We start from the raw sequence: 18,444 nt of genomic DNA on the forward strand, positions 1-18,444 counted from the left end.
ACTCAGGCTGGGCCTACTCCAGAATTTCGAGAACCGGCGTTTCCAGAACAGCGGGGCGTGCGTTGTCGGCAATGCCGAGATCGGTCTGGTGCGGGCCGGCATTGCAGGCGAGCGTTGCGCCGAAACAGGCCTTGAACACCAGATAGGGCGGCTCCCAGTCGACAATGTCGTCCATGGCGGAGCGCAGGGACGCAAAGCCCGCCGCCACATCGGCCAGCGGTTCATCGGAGACGAGGCCCGACAGGGGTAGCGCCAGAGAGGCGACGATGCGACCGCCCCGCGCAACGGCCATGCCGCCGCCAGCCTCGATCACCCAGTTTGCCGCAACCGCCACATCTTCTTCATTGCCGCCGAAGACCGTGACGTTGTGGCTGTCGTGGGAGACCGTCGTGCAAAACGCGCCGCGCCAGGAGCCCCAACCGGTGAGATAGCCCACGCGCGGAATGGCCGGCGCGCGGCCATGACGGTGAATGACGCTGATCAGCGTCGCGCCCTCAGGCGGCACGACGAAGCCGTTACGCACCGTCGCTTCCGCCTCGCCCCACTCTGTGAAGCGGGGGCGGTGAATGGTGGCGACGCGGACACGCTCCCCTTCCGCCCGGACGCGGAAATCATCGGGCGTGAAGGTGGGGCATTTGATGGAGCCTTTGAGCGGCGCGGTGGGATGCGCCTTCACCGGGGCGGTCAAAGCGCCATCGCGCGCGACCACGACGCCATTGGCGATGACGGCGGCGGCGCGGAAATTCTCCAGATCGTCAAACAGCGCGATGTCGGCGCGGCGACCGGCGGCGACAAGACCGAGATCGGGCCGCGCGAGCCGGTGCGCAGCGTTGAGCGTTGCGGCCTGAATGGCCCAGGGAGCCTGCATGCCGTAGCGCACCAGACGGCGCACCACATCGTCAAGCCCGCCTTCGTTGAGAAGCGAATCGGGAAACACGTCGTCGGTGCACAGCGTAACCGTGGAAGGCAGCCGCCCGAGCGCGTTCAGCGCTTCGACGAATTCCGGCAGGAGATGATCGTGCGAGCCACGCATCTCGATGGCGAGACCGGCGCGCAGCTTGGCCATCAGATCATCCCCGGAGACGAGTTCGTGATCGGAGCTGACGCCGGCGGCCATGAAGGCGTTGAGATCTGCGCCTTTGAGGCTGCGGGCGTGGCCGAAGACGGGCTTGCCGCTTTCAAGGCCGGCCTGCACCACATCGCGCATGGGCGCGGTGCGGTCGATGACGCCGCGCATGTTCATGACCTCGGCAACGCCGCCAATGCCGGGACGCGACAGCATGTCGGCTAGCTCGGCCCCGCCAAAATCCGCACCGGACATTTCGAGACCGGGGGCTGCGGGAACGCAGGACGGCGCGAGCACGATCATGCGCAGCGGCAGATCGGCTGCCGCCTCCAGCGCCCAGGTGACGCCGTCGAGCCCGTGCACATTGGCGAATTCATGCGGATCCCACTGAACGGTGGTGACGCCGCGCGGCAGCACGGCCTGCGCATAAGCGGCAGGCGTGATCATGGAGCTTTCCACATGCATGTGCATGTCGATCAGGCCGGGCGTGATGGTGAGCCCTTCCGCCTTGATGATCTCGGCTGCGTCGTCGCGCGCGCGCCGCTCGTGGACGCTGGCGATGAGCGCGCCGACAATGCCGATATCGGCGGGGCGCAGTTCGCCGGTCACCGCATCGAGCAGCGTGCCGCCGCGAATGAGAAGATCAAACGGCGCGTCGCCGCGTGCTGCGGCAACGGCGCGGTCGCGCTGGGGGGCATTGTCGAGATCGCGGGGTTCGACGGTCATGAGCGGGCAGCCTCCACGAGGGCGTCGAGCGCCAGCGCACGAACGCGGGCGGCATCGGCGCGCATGCCCCACAGGGCGTTGGGTTTCACATGCGGGCGCTGGTCGACAATGGTGCGGCCACGCGTGTGCGCGCCGGCAAGCTCCATCGTCACCTCCGCGTCTTCGAAGACGAAGGCGTCGGGCGCGACAAAGGCGGCGGCGGCGGTGGGATCGTAAAGCGCCATGGCGGGACGGCCGCGCGTGAGCGCGATGTCGACATAGGCGCCAAGAAGGTCGGCGAGGATTTCGGCGTTCGGCGTGCCGGCGGCGCGCACGACATCGACATCTTCGGGACCGACAAGCACCTGACGGCACAGGTCGAGATCGGCGACGCGCAGCGAAATGCCGCCTGCCAGAACGATGGCGACGGCCTCGGGATCAGCGAAGGCGTTGAACTCGGCAGACGCCGTGTGGTTGCCACGGGTTGCGCCGCCGCCCATCCAGGTCACGCTGTCGATCTTTGAAAGCAGGTCCGGGCGGGCGAGCGACAGGATCGCGATGTTGGTAAGCGGGCCGAGCGCCAGGATTTCGCCCGGCGCATCGAGCCCTTCAAGCCATGCGGTCAGGGCCGCAAGCGCATCGGTGCGCGGCAGCGCCTCGGCTTGGGGAAGGCTGCGCCCACGGGTCGGAATGCCGGTGGGGCCGAGAACATGGGCGGGTGTTTCCACCCCGCCCAGGATCGCCCGTTCCGCGCCGGTGTGGATCGGGAACCGCCAGCCAAGCAGCGATGCGGCTCCGGCGGCATTGGCGCGCACCGCATCCATCGGCGCGTTGCCGAACACCAGCGAGACGCCAGCGACCGGCTTCGACGAGGCGGCGACCATCATCACCGCCAGAATGTCGTCGAAGCCCATATCCGTGTCGATCCAGACCAAGGCGGACACTCCCTTTCTACATGCGTTCGAGAACGGCAGCGCGCTCCGGCGGCAGGTCGAAGGCAACTGTGCTGCCCGGTTCAAAGGCGGGGGCGGATGCATCCATCTCGGCCTTGATGGGGCCGAGCGGGCTCTTCAGCAGGTATTCGCGCGAGCCACCGGCAAAGGCCGCGCCAAGCACCTCGCCTTGAAAGCGCCCCTCCCCGAGGGTCACCATATGCGGACGCCAGGCAAGCCCCGGCGCATTGACGGCAGACGCACCGGCGAGATCCACTGCGCCGTTGTCTGTAACGATCTTCCCGTCCTTGACGGCAAAGATGTTTTCAAAGCCGACGAAATCGGCAACGAAGCGCGAACGAGGACGGTTGTAGACATCCTCGGGCGAACCGACCTGCTCGATTGCGCCTTCCTTCATGACGACGATGCGGTCGGCCAGCGCCAGCGCCTCGTTCTGGTCGTGCGTGACGAAGACCATGGTGACGCCGCTCTCGCGCTGGACGCGCTGCAGCTCGGTGCGCATTTCCAGACGCAAGCGCGCATCGAGGTTGGACAGCGGCTCGTCGAGCAGCAGCACCTTGGGCTCCATGACCAGCGAGCGGGCAAGCGCGACGCGCTGCTGCTGACCGCCGGAGAGTTCCGCCGGCTTTCGGCTGTGGAACTTGGAAAGCCCGACCATGGCGAGGCCGGCCTCGACCCGCTGGTTGATCTCGGCGGAAGGGAGCTTCTTCAGGCGCAGGCCGAAGGCGACATTCTCGAACACGGTCAGGTGCGGGAACAGCGCATAGGACTGGAACACCAGACCGACATGGCGCTTGTTGGCCGGCACATAGGTGATGTCGGCGCCATCCAGCGTGATCTTGCCGGACGCCGGACGCAGAAGGCCGGTGATGGCGCGCATGGTGGTGGTCTTGCCGCAACCGGAGGGGCCGAGCAACGCAATCAGCTCTCCCTTGCGGATGGACAGGTTGAGGCTTTCGACCGCGACGGTCTTGCCATAGGCGAGCGTCAGATTGCTCAGATCGAGATAGGTTTCATCAGACATAGCGGGAGAACCCCAGGAAACGTTCCGCGAGGAAAACGATGGAAATGGAAAGGAAGGCGAGCAGCGCGGCAAGAGCAGCCACCGACGGATCATAGGTAATTTCCATGTACCAGATCATGTCGATGGGCAGCGTGCGCACGCCCGGTCCTGAAAGGAAGAGCGACACCGGCACCTGATTGAAGCTGGTGACGAAGCCCAGAATGAAGGCCGCCAGAATGCCGCTCTGAATGTTGGGCAGCACGATCCGGAAGAAGGTGGCGACCCGCGAAGAGCCTAGGATGACCGCAGCCTCCTCGATGTCACTGCGCAGATTGTCGAGCGAGGCCGAAACCACGCGCACCGCATAGGGCAGGATCAGCGCCGTGTGGGCGATGAACAGGGCCACGCCAACGCTGACATCAAGCGGGATCACCAGATAGCGCAGAAGCGCCAGACCGACGATGATGCCCGGCACGATGATCGGCGCGGAGACGATGGTGCGGATGGTCTCGCCGAAGGGCAGACGATAGCGTGAGGCGGCATAGGCCACCGGCACGCCAAGCACGAGTGCAGCGAGCGTGCCGAAGATGGCGAGGAACATGGAAAGCGCAAAGCTTGCCCTGAAACTCTCCACCTCGAACACTTTCATCACCCATTTGAGCGACAGGCCCTGCGGCGGGAAGGCGAGCGTTTCGCCGCCCGAAAGGGCCGCCGCAACGATGATGACGAACGGCCCGAGCAGGAAGATGAGGACGAGCGTCAGCGTGACGTAGGACAGAAGGCGGGAGGTCATCGCTTGTTCCTCGCGGTGGCCAGGCGTTTCAGAAGCAGGTTGGCGGAGAAGCTCATGACCATGAGGATCATGGCGATGATGCTTGCCGAGGCGAAATCGTTGGCGACGGTGACGCGCTGATAGAGCAGCGTTTCCAGCATCAAGACCTTGGAGCCGCCGAGAATGGCGGGGGTGATGTAGGCCGTGAGCGAGCCGGTGAAGACCAGCGTGCCGCCGATGACGAGCCCTTCCTTGGTCAGCGGAAGGATGACCTTGACGAAGACCTGCAACCAGTTTGCCCCCAGAACACGCGCGGCGGGCACGGCATCCTTGGGCATGTTTTCCAGCGCACTGATGAGCGACAGGATCATGAGCGGCAGGAAGAGCTGCAGGAGACCGATGAAAACGGCCGTCTCGGTGAACAGGAACCGGATGGGCGTGTCGGAAAGACCGAGCCAGACAATGGTTTCGTTGACGAAGCCGGTGCGGCCCAGAATGACGATCCAGGCATAGGTGCGGGCGACGGGCGAAATCATCAGCGGCATGACGACGAGGCCGATCATACGGCCGCGCGCGGTGGGCGGCAGCGTGACGATGGAATAGGCCGTGGCATAGCCGATGACCGCCGACACGGCAGTCACGATCGCGCCGAGCTTCAGCGTGCGCCAGAAGACGGTGCGGTTGAGCTCGCTTTCAAAGAAGCCGGCATAGGACGCCAGGGTCCAGCTTCCCTCGGCGCGAAAGCCCTCGGAAAGCAGGATGCCCACGGGAACGAGAAAAACGATCGCCGCGAAGACCGCCGCAGGCAACGCCAGCGCCAGTCCTTCCATCCGATTCTGAAACATGTGTTGGAACCTTGTGTTGGGTTCGGGGGCGGACCCTCCGCCCGCCCCCGAGCCATCGCATCAGCTTAACGGCTTACTGGCCGATCTGAGCATTCCACTCCGAGAGCCAGGTCTCGCGGTTGTCGAGAATGACGGCCGGGTCGAGCAGCTGCAGGCTCTCAACGGTCTCGGCGCCATAGGTGAGGTTTTCGGCGATCTCGTCGGAGACCTTCACTTCCGCGTTGGCAGGGCTGTCCACCAGCGCCTCGGCAAGCTTGGTCTGGATATCGGTGGAGAGCCAGAAATCCATGAACTCATAGGCGAGATCTTCGTTCTTCGCGCCCTTGGTCAGGATCATGACGTTCATGCCGCCAGTCTGGCCTTCCTTCGGGGTGGCCCAGGCCATGTCGAAGCCCATCTTGGAGTATGCGCCCCAGGCGAAACGGCCAATGGGTGCAGCCAGTATCTCTTCCTGCTGCATGAGCTGCGCCACCTGCGAGGAACGCTCGTAGAAGGTGACGATATCGTCCTTGTGCTTTGCGACCTCACCGATGGCGGCCTTCAGGTCTGCCGCATCGTCGCCGATGGCCTTGCCGACCATGTAGAGCGCGGGCGGACCCTGATTGGTGCTGACATTCGGGAATGCAACGCGGCCCTTCAGCTTGTCCTGGAACAGGTCGGCCCAGCTCTCAATCGTCACCTCGTCAGCGCGGTAGGCGATGGAGGTGGCGTAGAAGGTGTAGCCGACAGCCAGATTGTCGCCGAGCGGATCCTTGGCGATGTCGTAGAGCTTGTCATAGTTCGACAGGCGGCTGACGTCGATGGCCTGGGTGATGCCCTTGCGCGATGCCGAAAGCGCGTCGTGCGTGGACATGACGGCCATGTCGATTTCCGGATCGTCCTTGCGTGCTTCCAGCTTTGCGAGACGCTCCACGGAGTTGCCGGTCTCGACCACCAGTTCACAGCCGCACTGGGCCTCGAACGGGTCGTAGACGATCTCTTTGAAAGCGTCCTGGGCGAAACCGTAGACGGAGATGACGAGGGTCTTGTCGGCTGCCTGTGCCGCGCCGCTGAGTGCGGCCAGCGCAACGCCGGAGGCCATGAGTTTCTTGAACATGTCTAATCGCTTCCTTCTCTGGTGGTGCTTCTTAGGGGCAGGACCTGGCTCATGTTGGATGACGCCGGCCCGGTGAGGGCCGGCGCCGTCTCGCCAGAAGCGGGGAGCCCCAACGCCGGCCCGCTTGACTGGCGAACGATAAGCTCCATCGGAATGGAGCTCTGGCCCTGAGAGGCCGGCAGATCGGACGGCGCATCGCGCGCACCGCCTTGCTCGATCTGGGAAATGAGTTCGGCAATGGCGATCTCGGCAATGCGCTCCATATCCATACGCATCGTGGTGAGGCTCGGCGCGATGACGCCGGCCCAGATGAGATCGTCAAAACCGGTGACGCTGACATCGCCCGGAATGGAAATACCGCCCTGTTGCAGCTCGGTGATGGCGCGCAGGGCATGGAGATCCGACACGGCGGCGAACGCCGTAACACCCTCCTCCACCAGACGCACGAGACCGAGCGGGCAGCCCGAGCCATGGCTGCGCTCCATCTCGCCAATCCAGATCAGGCGGATTTCGCCCTTGCCTGCAAAGGCTTCGCGAATGCCGGCGATGCGATCGTTCTGGACGCTGGAATCGGAATGGAGGCCGATGATCGCCACGGAGCGGTGGCCGAGCTCCAGCAGATGCCGGCCAATTTCCAGGCCGCCATTGCGGTGATCGGCGGCAACCGTGTTGCCCGGCGTGGAGGGGGAATCGATGACCGCAACGGGACGGCCGATATCGCCGATGCGCGTGCCATGGCGTGGAACGACGACGATGCCATCCGCGCCACGCTCGATCAGCCGGTTGATGGCGCGGGACTGGGCTTCGATATCGCCGCGACTGTCGCCGATGAGAACGCCATAGCCCGCCTCGGAAGCCGCATGCTCGATGGCCTGCGCGAATTGCGGAAAGAGCGGGTGACCGATGTCAGCAAGAACGAGGCCAAGCACATGGCTGCGCCCGGTGCTCAGCGCCCGGCCCGCGAGGCTGGGCACATAGCCCAGCTCTTTTGCCTTTTCGCGGATCGTCCGGCCGAGCTCCTTCGACACGCGGCCCTTTCCGGACATCGCGTTTGAAACGGTCGCAACCGATACGCCAAGCGCTTTGGCAATATCGGATAGATTGGCACGAGAAGCCATCAAAGCCCGATTCACATGAAGGTTAAGCGTTTAAGCATTATGCCCGGCAAGAACCATCATGTCGAATCGGTTTTTGAAAATCCCCAGAATTGGAGTCAGGCGGACGCCGTGACCGCCCTCGCCTCACCGAGCTGCGCTCCCTCCTGCCCGGCAGACCGGGCAGGAAGAGGCGCTTGAAAGCGCTTGAGCCGCAGGGCGTTGCCCAGCACGAACACACTGGAGAGCGCCATCGCACCGGCAGCGAGCATGGGTGACAGGAGCGTTCCCGTGGTCGGGTAGAGCACACCGGCGGCAACCGGAATGAGGCTCACATTGTAGGCGAATGCCCAGAACAGGTTCTGCCGGATGTTCTTCATGGTCGCCTGCGAGAGGCCGATGGCATTGGCAACGCCGGTCACATCGCCCGCCATGAGAACCACGTCGGCGCTCTCGATGGCGACATCCGTGCCGGTGCCGATGGCAATGCCGACATCGGCTTCAGCCAGTGCAGGAGCATCGTTAATGCCGTCGCCGACGAAGGAAACCGGGCCAGCCAGAGTGCGCAGACGCTTGAGCGCCTCGACCTTGCCCTCTGGCAGCACTTCTGCCTCGACCCGGTCGATGCCCAGCTTTGCGGCAATGGCTTCGGCGGTGTGGCGGTTGTCGCCGGTGATCATGGCCACTTCGAGCCCCAGCGCGTGGAGCGCTGCAATGGCGCGCGGTGTCGATTCCTTGATGGGGTCGGCGACCGCGATGACGGCCGCAAGCCGTCCGTCCACCGCAGCGTAAAGCGGCGTCTTGGCATCGGCGGCGAGCCTGTCGGCGGCGGTGGATGCACTGCCGATCTCGACGCCCTGCTGGCGCATGTAGCGGTCCGCACCGATGTGAAGACTGCGACCGCCAACGGTGGCGGCAATGCCGAAACCCGGAACCGCATCGAACGCATCGACCGGCTTGAGGGTGAGCCCCTCGGCGCGCGCGGCCTCGACGATGGCTTCGGCCACCGGATGTTCGGACATGGCTTCCGCCGATGCGACGAGCGAAAGGATTTCGGCGCGCTCGAAACCGTCCTGCATCACGAAATCGGTGAGCGCGGGGCGACCGAGCGTCAGCGTGCCGGTCTTGTCGAACGCGACGACGTGTGTGTTGCGCAGGCTCTGCAGCGCCTCGCCATTGCGGAACAGAACGCCGAGCTGTGCTGCGCGGCCGGTGCCGACCATGATGGAGGTGGGCGTGGCAAGCCCCATGGCGCACGGGCAGGCGATGATGAGCACCGCGACCGCATTGACCAGCGCGAAAGCGAATGCGGGATCGGGCCCGAACACCATCCACACGACGAAGGTGAGTGCTGCGGCAAGCATCACCGCCGGGACGAACCAGGCCGTGACCCGGTCCACCACCGCCTGGATCGGCAGTTTGGCCCCTTGCGCGTTTTCGACCATGCGGATGATCTGCGCCAGCACCGTGTCGGAGCCGACCTTGGTGGCGCGGTAAACGAAGCTGCCAGTCTTGTTGATCGTGCCGCCGATGACCTCGTCGCCTTCGGACTTGGAAACCGGGACGGGCTCGCCGGAGATCATGGCTTCATCCACATAGGAAGAACCGCTTTCGACCAGACCGTCGACCGGCACCTTGTCGCCGGGGCGCACCTGAAGCCGGTCACCCACAACCACCTCTTCAAGCGGCACCTCGACAAAGGCATCGTCGCGGAGAACGCGCGCGCTCTTGGCGCGCAGGCCCATCAGCCGCTTGATGGCCTCGCCGGTGCGGCCCTTGGCGCGCGCCTCCAGAAGCCGACCGAGCAGGATGAGCGTGACGATGACGGCGGAGGCCTCGAAATAGACGTTGACCGTGCCGGAGGGCAGAATGCCGGGCGCGAAGGTGGCCACGACCGAATAGGCCCACGCAGCGCTGGAACCGAGCATGACAAGCGAGTTCATGTCCGGCGCAAAGCGCATCAGCGCGGGGAAGCCCTTGCGATAAAAGCGCAGGCCCGGCCCGAACTGCACGATGGTCGCCAGCACGAAGTAGAGGAGGTAGAGCGTCTTGCGGTCTGCGATCCCCATCAGCCAGGCATGCATGCCCGGGATGAAATGGCTCCCCATTTCGAGAATGAAGATCGGAAGGGTGAAGATTGCAGCCAGCGTGAAATCGCGCTTGAGCGAACGAAACTCGGCGGCCTTGGCCTCCTCATGCGCATCGCGGGCGGCAGCGCCATCGGAACGGGCAACCGGCGTGTAACCGGATTTGCGGATCGCCGCTTCCACGCCGCTGCGCGCTTCATCATTCAGAAGTTCGACGGATGCGCTTTCGGTGGCGAGGTTGACCGCAACCTTTGAAACGCCGGGCACGGCGGCAATCGCCTGCTCCACACGCCGCACGCAGGATGCGCAGGTCATGCCCTCGATGCCGATATCGAGATGGCTCTCCGGCACGGCATAGCCGGCACGTTCCACCGCGCTGACGATGCTGGAGAAATCAACGCCGGGCCGCACCGCGACATCGGCCGTCTCGGTCGCCAGATTGACCGAGGCGCTTTCAACGCCATCGACGGCGGCAATCGCCTTTTCCGCGCGTTTGACGCAGGAAGCGCAGCTCAGCCCCTCGATGCGGAAGCGTTTTACATTGGCCGAAGACGTATCGGCAGGAAGGGTATTCATCGCTTTCACCCTGAATGACTATTGTTCAGGATTGCGCTTCTAAACCTTCCAGTCAATGGAAGGTCAAGCGAGAAAATCACTGCATCGTTTCCGAGCCGGAAAAGGCGCTGAGCAGCAGGCGCAGATACTGCACTTCCGGGTGGTTCGGCAGCCGCCTGTCGATCTCGGCAAGCTGGCGGCGCGCCGCATATTCGACATCGGCATCGCCCGGCAGGCTCAAAAGCCACTCCGTGAAAGCGCGTTGCTGCGCGGGGATCGACCCCGCCCGCAACAGCTTCATTCTGGTTGCGTCATACGCCATGGATCAGTCCCAGCTCAGCGCGCCGCCGCTCTGATACTCGATGACGCGGGTTTCGAAGAAGTTCTTCTCCTTCTTCAGGTCCATCGCCTCGCTCATCCACGGGAACGGGTTTTCGGTTTCGGCGAAGACCGGAGCCAGGCCAATCTGGGCGCAGCGGCGGTTTGCGATGAAGTGCATGTACTGTTCGCACAGCGCCGCGTTGAGACCGGGAAAGCCCGTTTATACCATGCGGTTTCTGTGTTTCCAGTGGAATGCGGAACCGTGGCGGTTCCATTGGTGTGTTTTGCTTCAGTCGCCGGCATATAGACCCCCGTGGCGGTTGGACAGGGGCGCGGAGACATGCGGCGCGACGGCAGACCCGTGGCGACACACGCACCACCGGGACACCCCGCCCGTGGACGTTTATCTCGTCATGGCAGGTCTCCTGGCTCGCAGGTCATCGCCGCTTTCGGCCTTCCCGATGCGCTGGGGCATCAGTGACTCAAAGTGAAAGCGGCTCGCTGCTTACAGTTGCGGGGGCAGCGCCGGACTTGCCCAAAGGCGCACCGGCTTCCCTTTTCACTTCCGACCCGCGAGGAATCGGAAGAACCATAACCCCTATAGTTGGTATCCAACGGACCCATGAAGTCAACATATTGTTTTCGGAGAAAGCAGAAACAAACTGCTGGATAATCCGCAAAACCGCGTCGGACATGGCTCTACGGCGCGCGTGTGATCTCCTCCAGAACGGAAAAAATCCGTTCATCATCGCATTGAGCAACGTTGAAACGCAGGAACCCGCTGGCCGAGCCTGACAGGCTGAAGGCGTTTCCGGGCGCGAGCACCACGTCCCTTTCAAGCGCATGGCGGGCAAGCGTGGCCGCATCCAGCCCGTCGGGCAGACGACACCACAGGAACATGCCCGCGCTCGGCTCGATCCACGGTTCGATGCCGAGATTGCGCAGGCGCGCGCCCACCGTTTCGCGGGAGCGGGACAGACGCTGGCGAACGGTTTCCATATGCTTGCGGTAGCTGCCGTCGCTCAAAAGGCCGAGCACAAGCTCCGCCGCCATGGCGGGGCCGCCGAAACAGGTGGCGATGCGCAGATCCGTGAGGCCTTCGATCCAGTCGGCAGGCGCTGCAACGAAACCGCAACGCATCGACGCGGAAAGCGACTTGGAGAAACTGCCGATATAGACGACGCGCGACAGCCCGTCGAAGGCGGCAAGCCGGGGCGCTGGCTCGACCTCGAAGTCGGCAAAAATGTCGTCTTCGATGATGGTCAGGTCGGCCTTTTCGGCAAGCAGCAAAAGCCGATGGGCAACCGCCGGCGAAAGCACCGCTCCGGTCGGATTGTGAAGCGCGGAATTGGTGATGTAGAGACGCGGCGAATGCCGGTCCAGCGCGTCGGCGAACCGCTCGATATCAGGCCCCGACGGGGTGTAGGGCACGCCGACGATCTTCACCTGATGCGCCCGCAGGAGCGCATGAAAATTGAAATAGCAGGGATCGTCCACCAGCACCGTGTCGCCCGGCTTCAGAAGGAAGCGGCAAAGAAGATCGATGGCCTGCGTGCCGGAATCGGTGAGCATGATCTGGCCCGGAGCCGCCTCGACGCCATGGCTGGCCATGCGGCGTGCAAGCAGTGTGCGCAGCGCCAGCGAGCCGAGCGGCGCTCCGTAATCGGCAAGCTTCTGCGGGGTCGCGCGGGAGAGCCGGCGCAGCGCACGGCGCAAGGCGTCTTCCGGCATCCATGAGGCAGGCAGCCAGCCGCAACCGGGCATCGACATGCGCGAACCGGAGGCAAGCGCCTGACGCGAGATCCATAAGGGGTCGACCTCGCGGTCGAGCGCCGGGCCGATTTCGGCCAGCGCCAGCGGCGCAAGCGGCGCGGTGACGAAGAAGCCGGCCCCCGGCCGCGAGCGGATCACGCCTTCGGCGGCAAGCCGGTCATAGGCCTCGACAACGGTGGATTTCGAAACTCCCATGGCGCGCGCGCAACTGCGGATCGACGGCAGCTTCGCCCCCGGCGTGAGCGTGCGATTGGCGATGCGCCCACGAATGGCGGACATGACGCCCTCAAGGCGTGTTTCATCGGCATTGCGCATGGATGTCAGCATCGCTGTACTGTCCGTTCGACCATTACAGTTTATTGAAATTGTACTGCATCGTCTCTGGCGCCGCCATGCCCCCTGCCCCACACAGGCAGGAGAAAAGGAGCATGGCATGAACAAGACGACGATCGGCTGGGCAAGCGGCTGGGCAAGCGGCCTACTGGGTGTGATCATCTTCAGCGGGTCGCTGCCGGCGACACGGGTGGCGGTGCTGGGTTTCGATCCGGTGTTTCTGACCGTAGCGCGCGCGTCGATTGCCGGGCTTCTGGGCGGGTTTCTTCTGCTGGCGTTTCGGGAAAACCTGCCCAAGCGAAGCGAGTTGAAAGGGCTGTTCATCGTCGCCATCGGCGTGGTGGTTGGTTTTCCCCTGCTGACGGCGCTGGCGCTCGAGCACATCACCTCAGCGCATTCCATCGTGTTCATCGGCCTTCTGCCGCTTGCGACCGCCATTTTCGGCGTCGTGCGCGGCGGCGAGCGCCCACGCCCGGCATTCTGGCTGTTCTCGGTGATGGGGAGCGCGCTTGTCGTGGGCTATGCGGCGAGCCAGGGCATGACCGCCTCCCCAAAGGGCGACCTCCTGATGCTGGCAGCCATCATCGTGTGCGGGCTCGGCTATGCGGAAGGCGCATCGCTTTCACGGAGAATGGGCGGCTGGCAGGTGATCTCGTGGGCGCTGGTTCTGTCGCTCCCGCTCATGCTGCCGCTGGCGCTCTACACCCTGCCGGCAGGGTTTGAAACGGTTGATAATGAGGCATGGTTGGGGTTTGGCTATGTGTCCGTCTTCAGCATGCTGATCGGCTTCATATTCTGGTATCGAGGGCTGGCGCTGGGCGGCACGGCGACGGTTGGGCAATTGCAGCTTTTGCAGCCCTTCTTCGGCTTCGCGCTGGCGGCGATGCTGCTGCACGAACCCGTAACGGCCGGCATGATGGCGGTCACCGCCGCCATCATTCTGTGCGTGGCCGGGGCCAGATTTTCCGCTGGGCGCTCATTTTCCGCCGGGCGCTCGGGCGCACCGGCGGCAGTTGGTCAAGATCTCAGGCGAAGCTCGACGTCTTGAGGAATTCGGCAAGGCGTTCGGTCTGCGGCTTCAGGAACATCACCTTCGGATCTCCCTCCTCGCCGATCACACCCTGGTTCATGAAGATGACGCGGGAGGAAACCTCGAAAGCGAAGCGCATTTCGTGGGTGACAAGGAGCATGCTCATGCCATCGGCGGCCAGATCCTTGATCACCTGCAGCACTTCGCCCACCAGTTCGGGATCAAGCGCGGACGTGACCTCGTCGAAGAGCATGAGGCGCGGGTTCATGGCGATGGCGCGGGCGATGGCAACACGCTGCTGCTGACCACCGGAGAGCTGGCCGGGGTAATGATCCGCGCGTTGTCCGAGACCCACACGGTCGAGCCATTTTTCCGCGACACTGCGCGCCTCGTCGCGCGCCATCTTCTTCACCTTGATCAGACCAAGCATGACATTGGAAGCGGCGGTCATGTGCGGGAACAGGTTGAACTGCTGGAAGGCCATGCCCGTCAGCGCGCGCTGGCGGGCGATTTCCTTCTCGCTCTTGCGGACGCGCACGCCGTTGCGCTCTTCGTAGCCGATGGGTTCGCCATCGATGAGGATGCGGCCGCCCTGAAAATCCTCCAGCATGTTGATGCAGCGCAGCATGGTTGTCTTGCCGGAGCCCGACGAACCGATGATCGAGATCACCTCGCCCTGCTGCATGGTGCAGTCGACGCCCTTGAGCACCTCCACCGAACCGTAGCGCTTGCGCAGGGCCTGAATTTCAAGAAGGTTCTTCGTCATGTCGGGTACTCTCAGGATGGAACAGACACCTTGCGCTCGACATATTTGCCGAAGCGCTCGATGGCGTAATTGATGGCGAAGTAGAGAAGGCCGGCCAGGAAATAGAACTCCAGGCTCATGAAATTGCGGGAGATGATCTCCTGCGTGCGGAGCAGAAGCTCGGCCACGCCGATGACGGACAGAAGCGTGGACGCCTTGACCATCTCCGCAGCCGTGTTCACCCAGGTGGGCAGCATCTGGCGCAGCGCCTGCGGCCACAGAACCGATGTGAAGGTCTGGCGGAAGGTGAGCCCGATGGCCCGGGCCGCTTCTGTCTGCCCGGCCGGAATAGCCTGCAGCGCGCCGCGCACGATTTCACCCACATGCGAGGAGCAGAAGACCGCCAGCGCAAACACACCCGCCTGAAACGCGTTCAGCTCAATGCCGATGGTGGACAGGATGTAGAAACTGGCGAGCACCAGAACGAGCACGGGCGTGCCACGGATGAAGTCCGTATAGGCGCGCACGACGAAGCGCAGCGGCCTGTTTCCATAGGTCAGCGCAAGCCCGACCAGAACGCCCAGCACGGAGCCAAGCGCGATGGCCAGAAGCGAGATTGAAACAGTCAGGCCAAGACCGCGCAGGAGCACGAAACGGGCAAGCCAGACCTGATCGAGAAATGCGAGAAACTCGTTCATCGGCTCACCTCGAAATCACGAGACGGCGCTCGACCATGCGCATGAGCGCGGCCAGCACCGTGCAGGTGGCGACATAGAGACAGGAAGCGACGATCCAGGTCTCGACCACACGGAAGGTTTCGACATTGATCTTGCGCGCCTCGAAGGTGAGTTCCGGCACCGCGATGGCTGCGGCCAGAGACGTGTCCTTGAAAAGCGAGATCAGCGTGGAAGAGAGCGACGGCAGCACATTTCTGAACATCAGCGGTATGACGATGGAGGTGCGGATCTGCATCGGCGTCAGCCCGATGGCGAGGCCCGCCTCCTTCAGACCGTTGGGGATGGACAGAAGGCCCGCGCGAAACACCTCCGCCAGATAGGCGCCGGAATAGATGGCGAGCGTTGCCACGAAGCTTTCGATCTTGCCCAGACGGACACCCATCTGCGGCAGCGCGAAATAGGAAAACAGGATCAGAACGAGGATCGGCAGATTGCGGATCATCGTGACGTAAAGCGCTGCCGGACGGCGCGCCCAGCCGCTTGTGGAGATGAGGCCAAAGGCCGTTACGAGGCCGATGACGGCGCCGATCAGGATCGCGCCAATCGCCAGTTCAAGGCTGAGCAGAAGCCCCCAGAGAAGCTGATCGAAACTGCGCCAGACGGCGGAAAAATTGAGTGTATAGCCCATATTGGTTCCCAGCCATGCAACAGGAACGAAGCAGGCGGCGATGTGCCGCCGCCTGCTCCCGTCCAGACGCGATGGTTATTTGTACTCTACGGGGAAACCGATCTGCGGCGGCTGAAGCTCCTTGCCGAACCAGGTCTTGAACGATTCAGCGTAAAAATTGAACTCGACCCCGGTCATCGCTTCGTGAAGCGCCGTGTTGACGAAGTGGAGCCAGTCAGAATCGCCCTGCGCCACGGCACAGGAATAGGACTGCGGGTTCCAGCCATAGCCGGCATCCGTATAGCGGCCCGGATTCTGCGTCATGTACCACGCCAGCGAAGACTGGTCTGTGGCAACCGCATCGGCCCGGCCGGATTCCAGCGCCTGATAGATAAGGTCGACGGATTCGTACTGATCGACCGAGGCCTCCGGCAAGGCCGCGTGAACCATGTCTTCGGCATAAACGTTCTGAAGCACGGAGACCGTAACGGACGAGCCGGCTTCCTTCAGCGCATCATAATCCGCATAGTCGCCATCGGCCTTCAGCATAAGGCCCACACCCTCACGATAATAGGGAATGGTGAAGGCAACCTGTTGGGCGCGCTCACCCGTTACCGTCATGAATTGGCAGGTGACATCGACTTTGCCGGTGGTGATGTTCGGGATGCGCGCATCCGAGGACTGCGTCACATATTCGATCTTGTCGGGATCACCGAACAGCGCCTTGGCGATGATCCGCCCCATGTCGACGTCGAAACCCTGGAGCTTGTCGTCCACACTCTTGAAATGCCAGGGCGCGTTGGTGCTGCCGGTGCCCAGAATGAGGTGACCGCGCTCCAGAACCTCATTAAGCTTGCCTTGATCCTGAGCGACCGCCGGTGCAGCGGCAGCCACCACTGCCACGGTGAGTAACAGTGATTTCGCATGCGATGAAATAGACATAGTGTGCTCCCCTGCTGATTGCCGTTAGTCCATTATTATGTAATAGTATCCATATTAATGGACTTCCGTATCAAGCCGTATCGTCGGCACCTTGTCAAGTCATCGGCGGCCCGGCTCCAATTGCGCGGCAAGCTGGCGGGACCACGCTGAGCGTTTTTGAGACGCAGGGCGACCGCTCGACCGAACCCATGCGGTCGGCATTGGTCGCAGGCCTTGAAAATTCACCGCTTCTGTCGTTTTCTCCATGCGACGATGCCTGCCGGCATGCCCCTGCCGACATCCAGACGCGGAAGAACAGCCTGTGACCTCCACCACACTCACAACCTTTGTCGGTGTTGCCCATCCCTGGATGTGTGACACGATGGGGCACATGAATGTGCGCCACTATGCGGCGATGTTCGATGACGCCAGCTTTCAGCTGCTCGGCCATCTGGCCGGTCCCGAGGCTATCAAGAACCGCGATCTTGGCTGGGCCGATGTGCGCAGCGAGACAGAATACAAGCACGAGACCGAAGCCGGCGCGCTTTTGACGATCCACTCCCATGTGACGCGTCTGGGGCGCTCGTCGGTGAGTTTCGAGCAGGTCATGACGGGAACGATCGATGGCATCGTGCGCGCCGTGAACCGCACGACGACGGTGCGCTTCGACCTGAAGGCGCGCCGCTCTGCCGAACTCGAAGCCGGCCTGCGCGCCCGCGGCGAAGCGCTGCTCGTCGCATCAGAATGAGGCCTTAGCGGTCGTAGACGCGTTCCTCGAACGCGGTTTCGGCAATCAGCGTCTGAAGCCCGGCGATCAACGCCTTCTCCGCCCGGTTCAGAACCTTTTCCGGATTGGTCAGCATGAAGATGTCGATCTGTGGCGGCCGGTCATAGGGCGGCAGACGCCAGAGCAGCCCGTCATCGACGTCGCGCCGCGCGACGTGCAGCGGCAGCGGGCCGATGCCGAGCCCGGCAAGGATCATGCGCCGCACCTCCTCAAGGCTTGAGGAAACGCCGACCACGCTGCTGTCCAGCTTGGCCTCGCTGCGCAACAGCGCCACCGGGCGCAGCGCATCGGATATGTGGTCCGTCTGGAACGAAACGGACGATTCGCCTTTCAGGTCGGCAAGAGTGAGTGCATCGCGCCCATAAAGGCGGTGGCCGGGGCCGCAGAAGAAGCCGAAGAACTCCCGATAGACCATCGTGTAGTCAAGCGCCGGATCGCGCTGGCTCACAAGGCACACACCGAATGAGGCACGCCGCTCGCGCACCTGTTTGGCCACATCCATGCTCGTCGAAACCGTGAGTGTGATGCTGGCGCGCGGATAGTTTTTGTGAAACTCGGCAAGCGCACGGTCGAAAAGGGGCGACACCACATGGCTTGCAAGGGCGATGTTCACATGCCCCGTCACCTCGTCCCTGATCCCGCGCATCAAGAGTGGCAATTGCGAGATAGCGCCAAAGGCCTCAATGCTCTGCTCATAGAGGAGTTCTCCTACCTCCGTCAGCTCAAAACGTGCAGCATCGCGTTCGACAAGCCGCCGGCCGACACGATCCTCGAGCCGTTTCAGCGCATTGCTGACACTGGGCTGCTTGAGTTTGAGCTGTTCGGCGGCGCGCGTGATGCTCTTCAACTCCGCGATCACCACGAAGGTGCGCAGGAGGTTCCAGTCGAGTTCCCAAACCAGTCTTTCGGCGCGCTGATCAACCATTCTCGAAATCTATGATTACCATTCCCATTATCTATTTGCGTAATGTTTCGGCAAACGCAATCATGAATCGGAACAACACGCCAAAAAAA

The 18,444-nt window shown here is 63.2% G+C and carries 17 protein-coding genes, 1 pseudogene and 1 riboswitch; of the genes and pseudogenes, 2 read left to right on the top strand and 16 right to left on the bottom strand.

From position 1 onward, the window contains the following. Positions 1-13: 13 nt before the first annotated feature. From AC07E3_RS14120 to AC07E3_RS14170, 11 genes and pseudogenes are all read right to left on the bottom strand, one after another. The gene (locus tag AC07E3_RS14120; RefSeq protein WP_478362764.1) at positions 14-1,792 is read right to left on the bottom strand and encodes an adenine deaminase; all 1,779 of its coding nucleotides are present in this window, start codon (positions 1,790-1,792) and stop codon (positions 14-16) included. Then, entirely contained in the window at positions 1,789-2,706 is a 918-nt protein-coding gene (locus AC07E3_RS14125; protein WP_478362766.1) for a nucleoside hydrolase, read from the bottom strand. The genes AC07E3_RS14120 and AC07E3_RS14125 overlap by 4 nt, the downstream gene beginning before the upstream one ends. Positions 2,707-2,722: 16 nt before the next feature. Continuing rightward, on the bottom strand, positions 2,723-3,748 hold the full coding sequence (locus AC07E3_RS14130) for an ABC transporter ATP-binding protein (protein ID WP_478362769.1): 1,026 nt from the start codon (positions 3,746-3,748) through the stop codon (positions 2,723-2,725). Next, positions 3,741-4,520: an ABC transporter permease gene (locus AC07E3_RS14135; protein WP_025030355.1), complete on the bottom strand. Its 780-nt coding sequence runs from the start codon at positions 4,518-4,520 to the stop codon at positions 3,741-3,743. The genes AC07E3_RS14130 and AC07E3_RS14135 overlap by 8 nt, the downstream gene beginning before the upstream one ends. Continuing rightward, positions 4,517-5,344, bottom strand: coding sequence for an ABC transporter permease (locus AC07E3_RS14140; protein ID WP_090328023.1), 828 nt, complete (start codon positions 5,342-5,344; stop codon positions 4,517-4,519). Before AC07E3_RS14140 ends, AC07E3_RS14135 begins: the two co-directional genes overlap by 4 nt. Positions 5,345-5,417: 73 nt before the next feature. Beyond that, on the bottom strand, positions 5,418-6,440 hold the full coding sequence (locus AC07E3_RS14145) for an ABC transporter substrate-binding protein (RefSeq protein ID WP_478362772.1): 1,023 nt from the start codon (positions 6,438-6,440) through the stop codon (positions 5,418-5,420). Between the two features lie 2 nt (positions 6,441-6,442). Next, a complete protein-coding gene (locus tag AC07E3_RS14150) occupies positions 6,443-7,558 on the bottom strand; it encodes a LacI family DNA-binding transcriptional regulator (RefSeq protein WP_478362774.1) in 1,116 nt (371 codons plus the stop codon). Between the two features lie 95 nt (positions 7,559-7,653). Further along, a complete protein-coding gene (locus AC07E3_RS14155) occupies positions 7,654-10,197 on the bottom strand; it encodes a heavy metal translocating P-type ATPase (RefSeq protein ID WP_478362776.1) in 2,544 nt (847 codons plus the stop codon). A gap of 76 nt (positions 10,198-10,273) precedes the next feature. After that, positions 10,274-10,498, bottom strand: coding sequence for a hypothetical protein (locus AC07E3_RS14160; protein WP_336068920.1), 225 nt, complete (start codon positions 10,496-10,498; stop codon positions 10,274-10,276). Positions 10,499-10,501: 3 nt separating this feature from the next. Continuing rightward, positions 10,502-10,714: pseudogene (locus tag AC07E3_RS14165) on the bottom strand (ribonucleotide-diphosphate reductase subunit beta); the annotation flags it as partial. 181 nt (positions 10,715-10,895) lie between these two features. After that, positions 10,896-11,106: riboswitch (cobalamin riboswitch) on the bottom strand. A gap of 90 nt (positions 11,107-11,196) precedes the next feature. Then, positions 11,197-12,585 (bottom strand): aminotransferase-like domain-containing protein, encoded by a 1,389-nt coding sequence (locus AC07E3_RS14170; RefSeq protein ID WP_478362854.1) that lies wholly within the window; start codon positions 12,583-12,585, stop codon positions 11,197-11,199. A 118-nt stretch (positions 12,586-12,703) separates the two neighbouring features. Here AC07E3_RS14170 and AC07E3_RS14175 point away from each other — a divergent pair, with 118 nt between their 5' ends. Next, entirely contained in the window at positions 12,704-13,651 is a 948-nt protein-coding gene (locus AC07E3_RS14175; protein ID WP_478362778.1) for a DMT family transporter, read from the top strand. Here AC07E3_RS14175 and AC07E3_RS14180 read toward each other — a convergent pair. The 4 genes from AC07E3_RS14180 to AC07E3_RS14195 all read right to left on the bottom strand — a co-directional run bounded on the left by AC07E3_RS14180 (position 13,629) and on the right by AC07E3_RS14195 (position 16,664). Further along, positions 13,629-14,399, bottom strand: a complete 771-nt coding sequence (locus AC07E3_RS14180) for an amino acid ABC transporter ATP-binding protein (protein WP_007008948.1) — start codon at positions 14,397-14,399, stop codon at positions 13,629-13,631. The genes AC07E3_RS14175 and AC07E3_RS14180 overlap by 23 nt on opposite strands. Positions 14,400-14,410: 11 nt before the next feature. Continuing rightward, the gene (locus AC07E3_RS14185) at positions 14,411-15,076 is read right to left on the bottom strand and encodes an amino acid ABC transporter permease (RefSeq protein WP_478362780.1); all 666 of its coding nucleotides are present in this window, start codon (positions 15,074-15,076) and stop codon (positions 14,411-14,413) included. Between the two features lie 4 nt (positions 15,077-15,080). Beyond that, positions 15,081-15,743: an amino acid ABC transporter permease gene (locus AC07E3_RS14190; protein WP_322338448.1), complete on the bottom strand. Its 663-nt coding sequence runs from the start codon at positions 15,741-15,743 to the stop codon at positions 15,081-15,083. A 75-nt stretch (positions 15,744-15,818) separates the two neighbouring features. Continuing rightward, a complete protein-coding gene (locus AC07E3_RS14195; RefSeq protein ID WP_007008951.1) occupies positions 15,819-16,664 on the bottom strand; it encodes a transporter substrate-binding domain-containing protein in 846 nt (281 codons plus the stop codon). Between the two features lie 301 nt (positions 16,665-16,965). Here AC07E3_RS14195 and AC07E3_RS14200 point away from each other — a divergent pair, with 301 nt between their 5' ends. After that, positions 16,966-17,391, top strand: a complete 426-nt coding sequence (locus tag AC07E3_RS14200) for an acyl-CoA thioesterase (protein WP_336068901.1) — start codon at positions 16,966-16,968, stop codon at positions 17,389-17,391. A 4-nt stretch (positions 17,392-17,395) separates the two neighbouring features. Here AC07E3_RS14200 and AC07E3_RS14205 read toward each other — a convergent pair whose 3' ends face one another. Next, positions 17,396-18,355 carry a LysR family transcriptional regulator gene (locus tag AC07E3_RS14205; RefSeq protein ID WP_478362784.1) on the bottom strand — a complete coding sequence of 320 codons (960 nt, stop codon included), beginning with the start codon at positions 18,353-18,355 and terminating at the stop codon, positions 17,396-17,398. Between the last annotated feature and the right edge of the window lie 89 nt (positions 18,356-18,444).

The sequence above is a fragment of the Nitratireductor lacus genome, assembly GCF_056431025.1.

Bases quoted from the DNA above. Each gene is read 5' to 3' on its own strand.
- AC07E3_RS14140 (WP_090328023.1), bottom strand. From the start codon at position 5,344: ATGTTTCAGAATCGGATGGAAGGACTGGCGCTGGCGTTGCCTGCGGCG.
- AC07E3_RS14135 (WP_025030355.1), bottom strand. From the start codon at position 4,520: ATGACCTCCCGCCTTCTGTCCTACGTCACGCTGACGCTCGTCCTCATC.
- AC07E3_RS14190 (WP_322338448.1), bottom strand. From the start codon at position 15,743: ATGGGCTATACACTCAATTTTTCCGCCGTCTGGCGCAGTTTCGATCAG.
- AC07E3_RS14180 (WP_007008948.1), bottom strand. From the start codon at position 14,399: ATGACGAAGAACCTTCTTGAAATTCAGGCCCTGCGCAAGCGCTACGGT.
- AC07E3_RS14160 (WP_336068920.1), bottom strand. From the start codon at position 10,498: ATGGCGTATGACGCAACCAGAATGAAGCTGTTGCGGGCGGGGTCGATC.
- AC07E3_RS14170 (WP_478362854.1), bottom strand. From the start codon at position 12,585: ATGCGCAATGCCGATGAAACACGCCTTGAGGGCGTCATGTCCGCCATT.
- AC07E3_RS14155 (WP_478362776.1), bottom strand. From the start codon at position 10,197: ATGAATACCCTTCCTGCCGATACGTCTTCGGCCAATGTAAAACGCTTC.
- AC07E3_RS14185 (WP_478362780.1), bottom strand. From the start codon at position 15,076: ATGAACGAGTTTCTCGCATTTCTCGATCAGGTCTGGCTTGCCCGTTTC.
- AC07E3_RS14205 (WP_478362784.1), bottom strand. From the start codon at position 18,355: ATGGTTGATCAGCGCGCCGAAAGACTGGTTTGGGAACTCGACTGGAAC.
- AC07E3_RS14130 (WP_478362769.1), bottom strand. From the start codon at position 3,748: ATGTCTGATGAAACCTATCTCGATCTGAGCAATCTGACGCTCGCCTAT.
- AC07E3_RS14150 (WP_478362774.1), bottom strand. From the start codon at position 7,558: ATGGCTTCTCGTGCCAATCTATCCGATATTGCCAAAGCGCTTGGCGTA.
- AC07E3_RS14195 (WP_007008951.1), bottom strand. From the start codon at position 16,664: ATGTCTATTTCATCGCATGCGAAATCACTGTTACTCACCGTGGCAGTG.
- AC07E3_RS14120 (WP_478362764.1), bottom strand. From the start codon at position 1,792: ATGACCGTCGAACCCCGCGATCTCGACAATGCCCCCCAGCGCGACCGC.
- AC07E3_RS14145 (WP_478362772.1), bottom strand. From the start codon at position 6,440: ATGTTCAAGAAACTCATGGCCTCCGGCGTTGCGCTGGCCGCACTCAGC.
- AC07E3_RS14175 (WP_478362778.1), top strand. From the start codon at position 12,704: ATGAACAAGACGACGATCGGCTGGGCAAGCGGCTGGGCAAGCGGCCTA.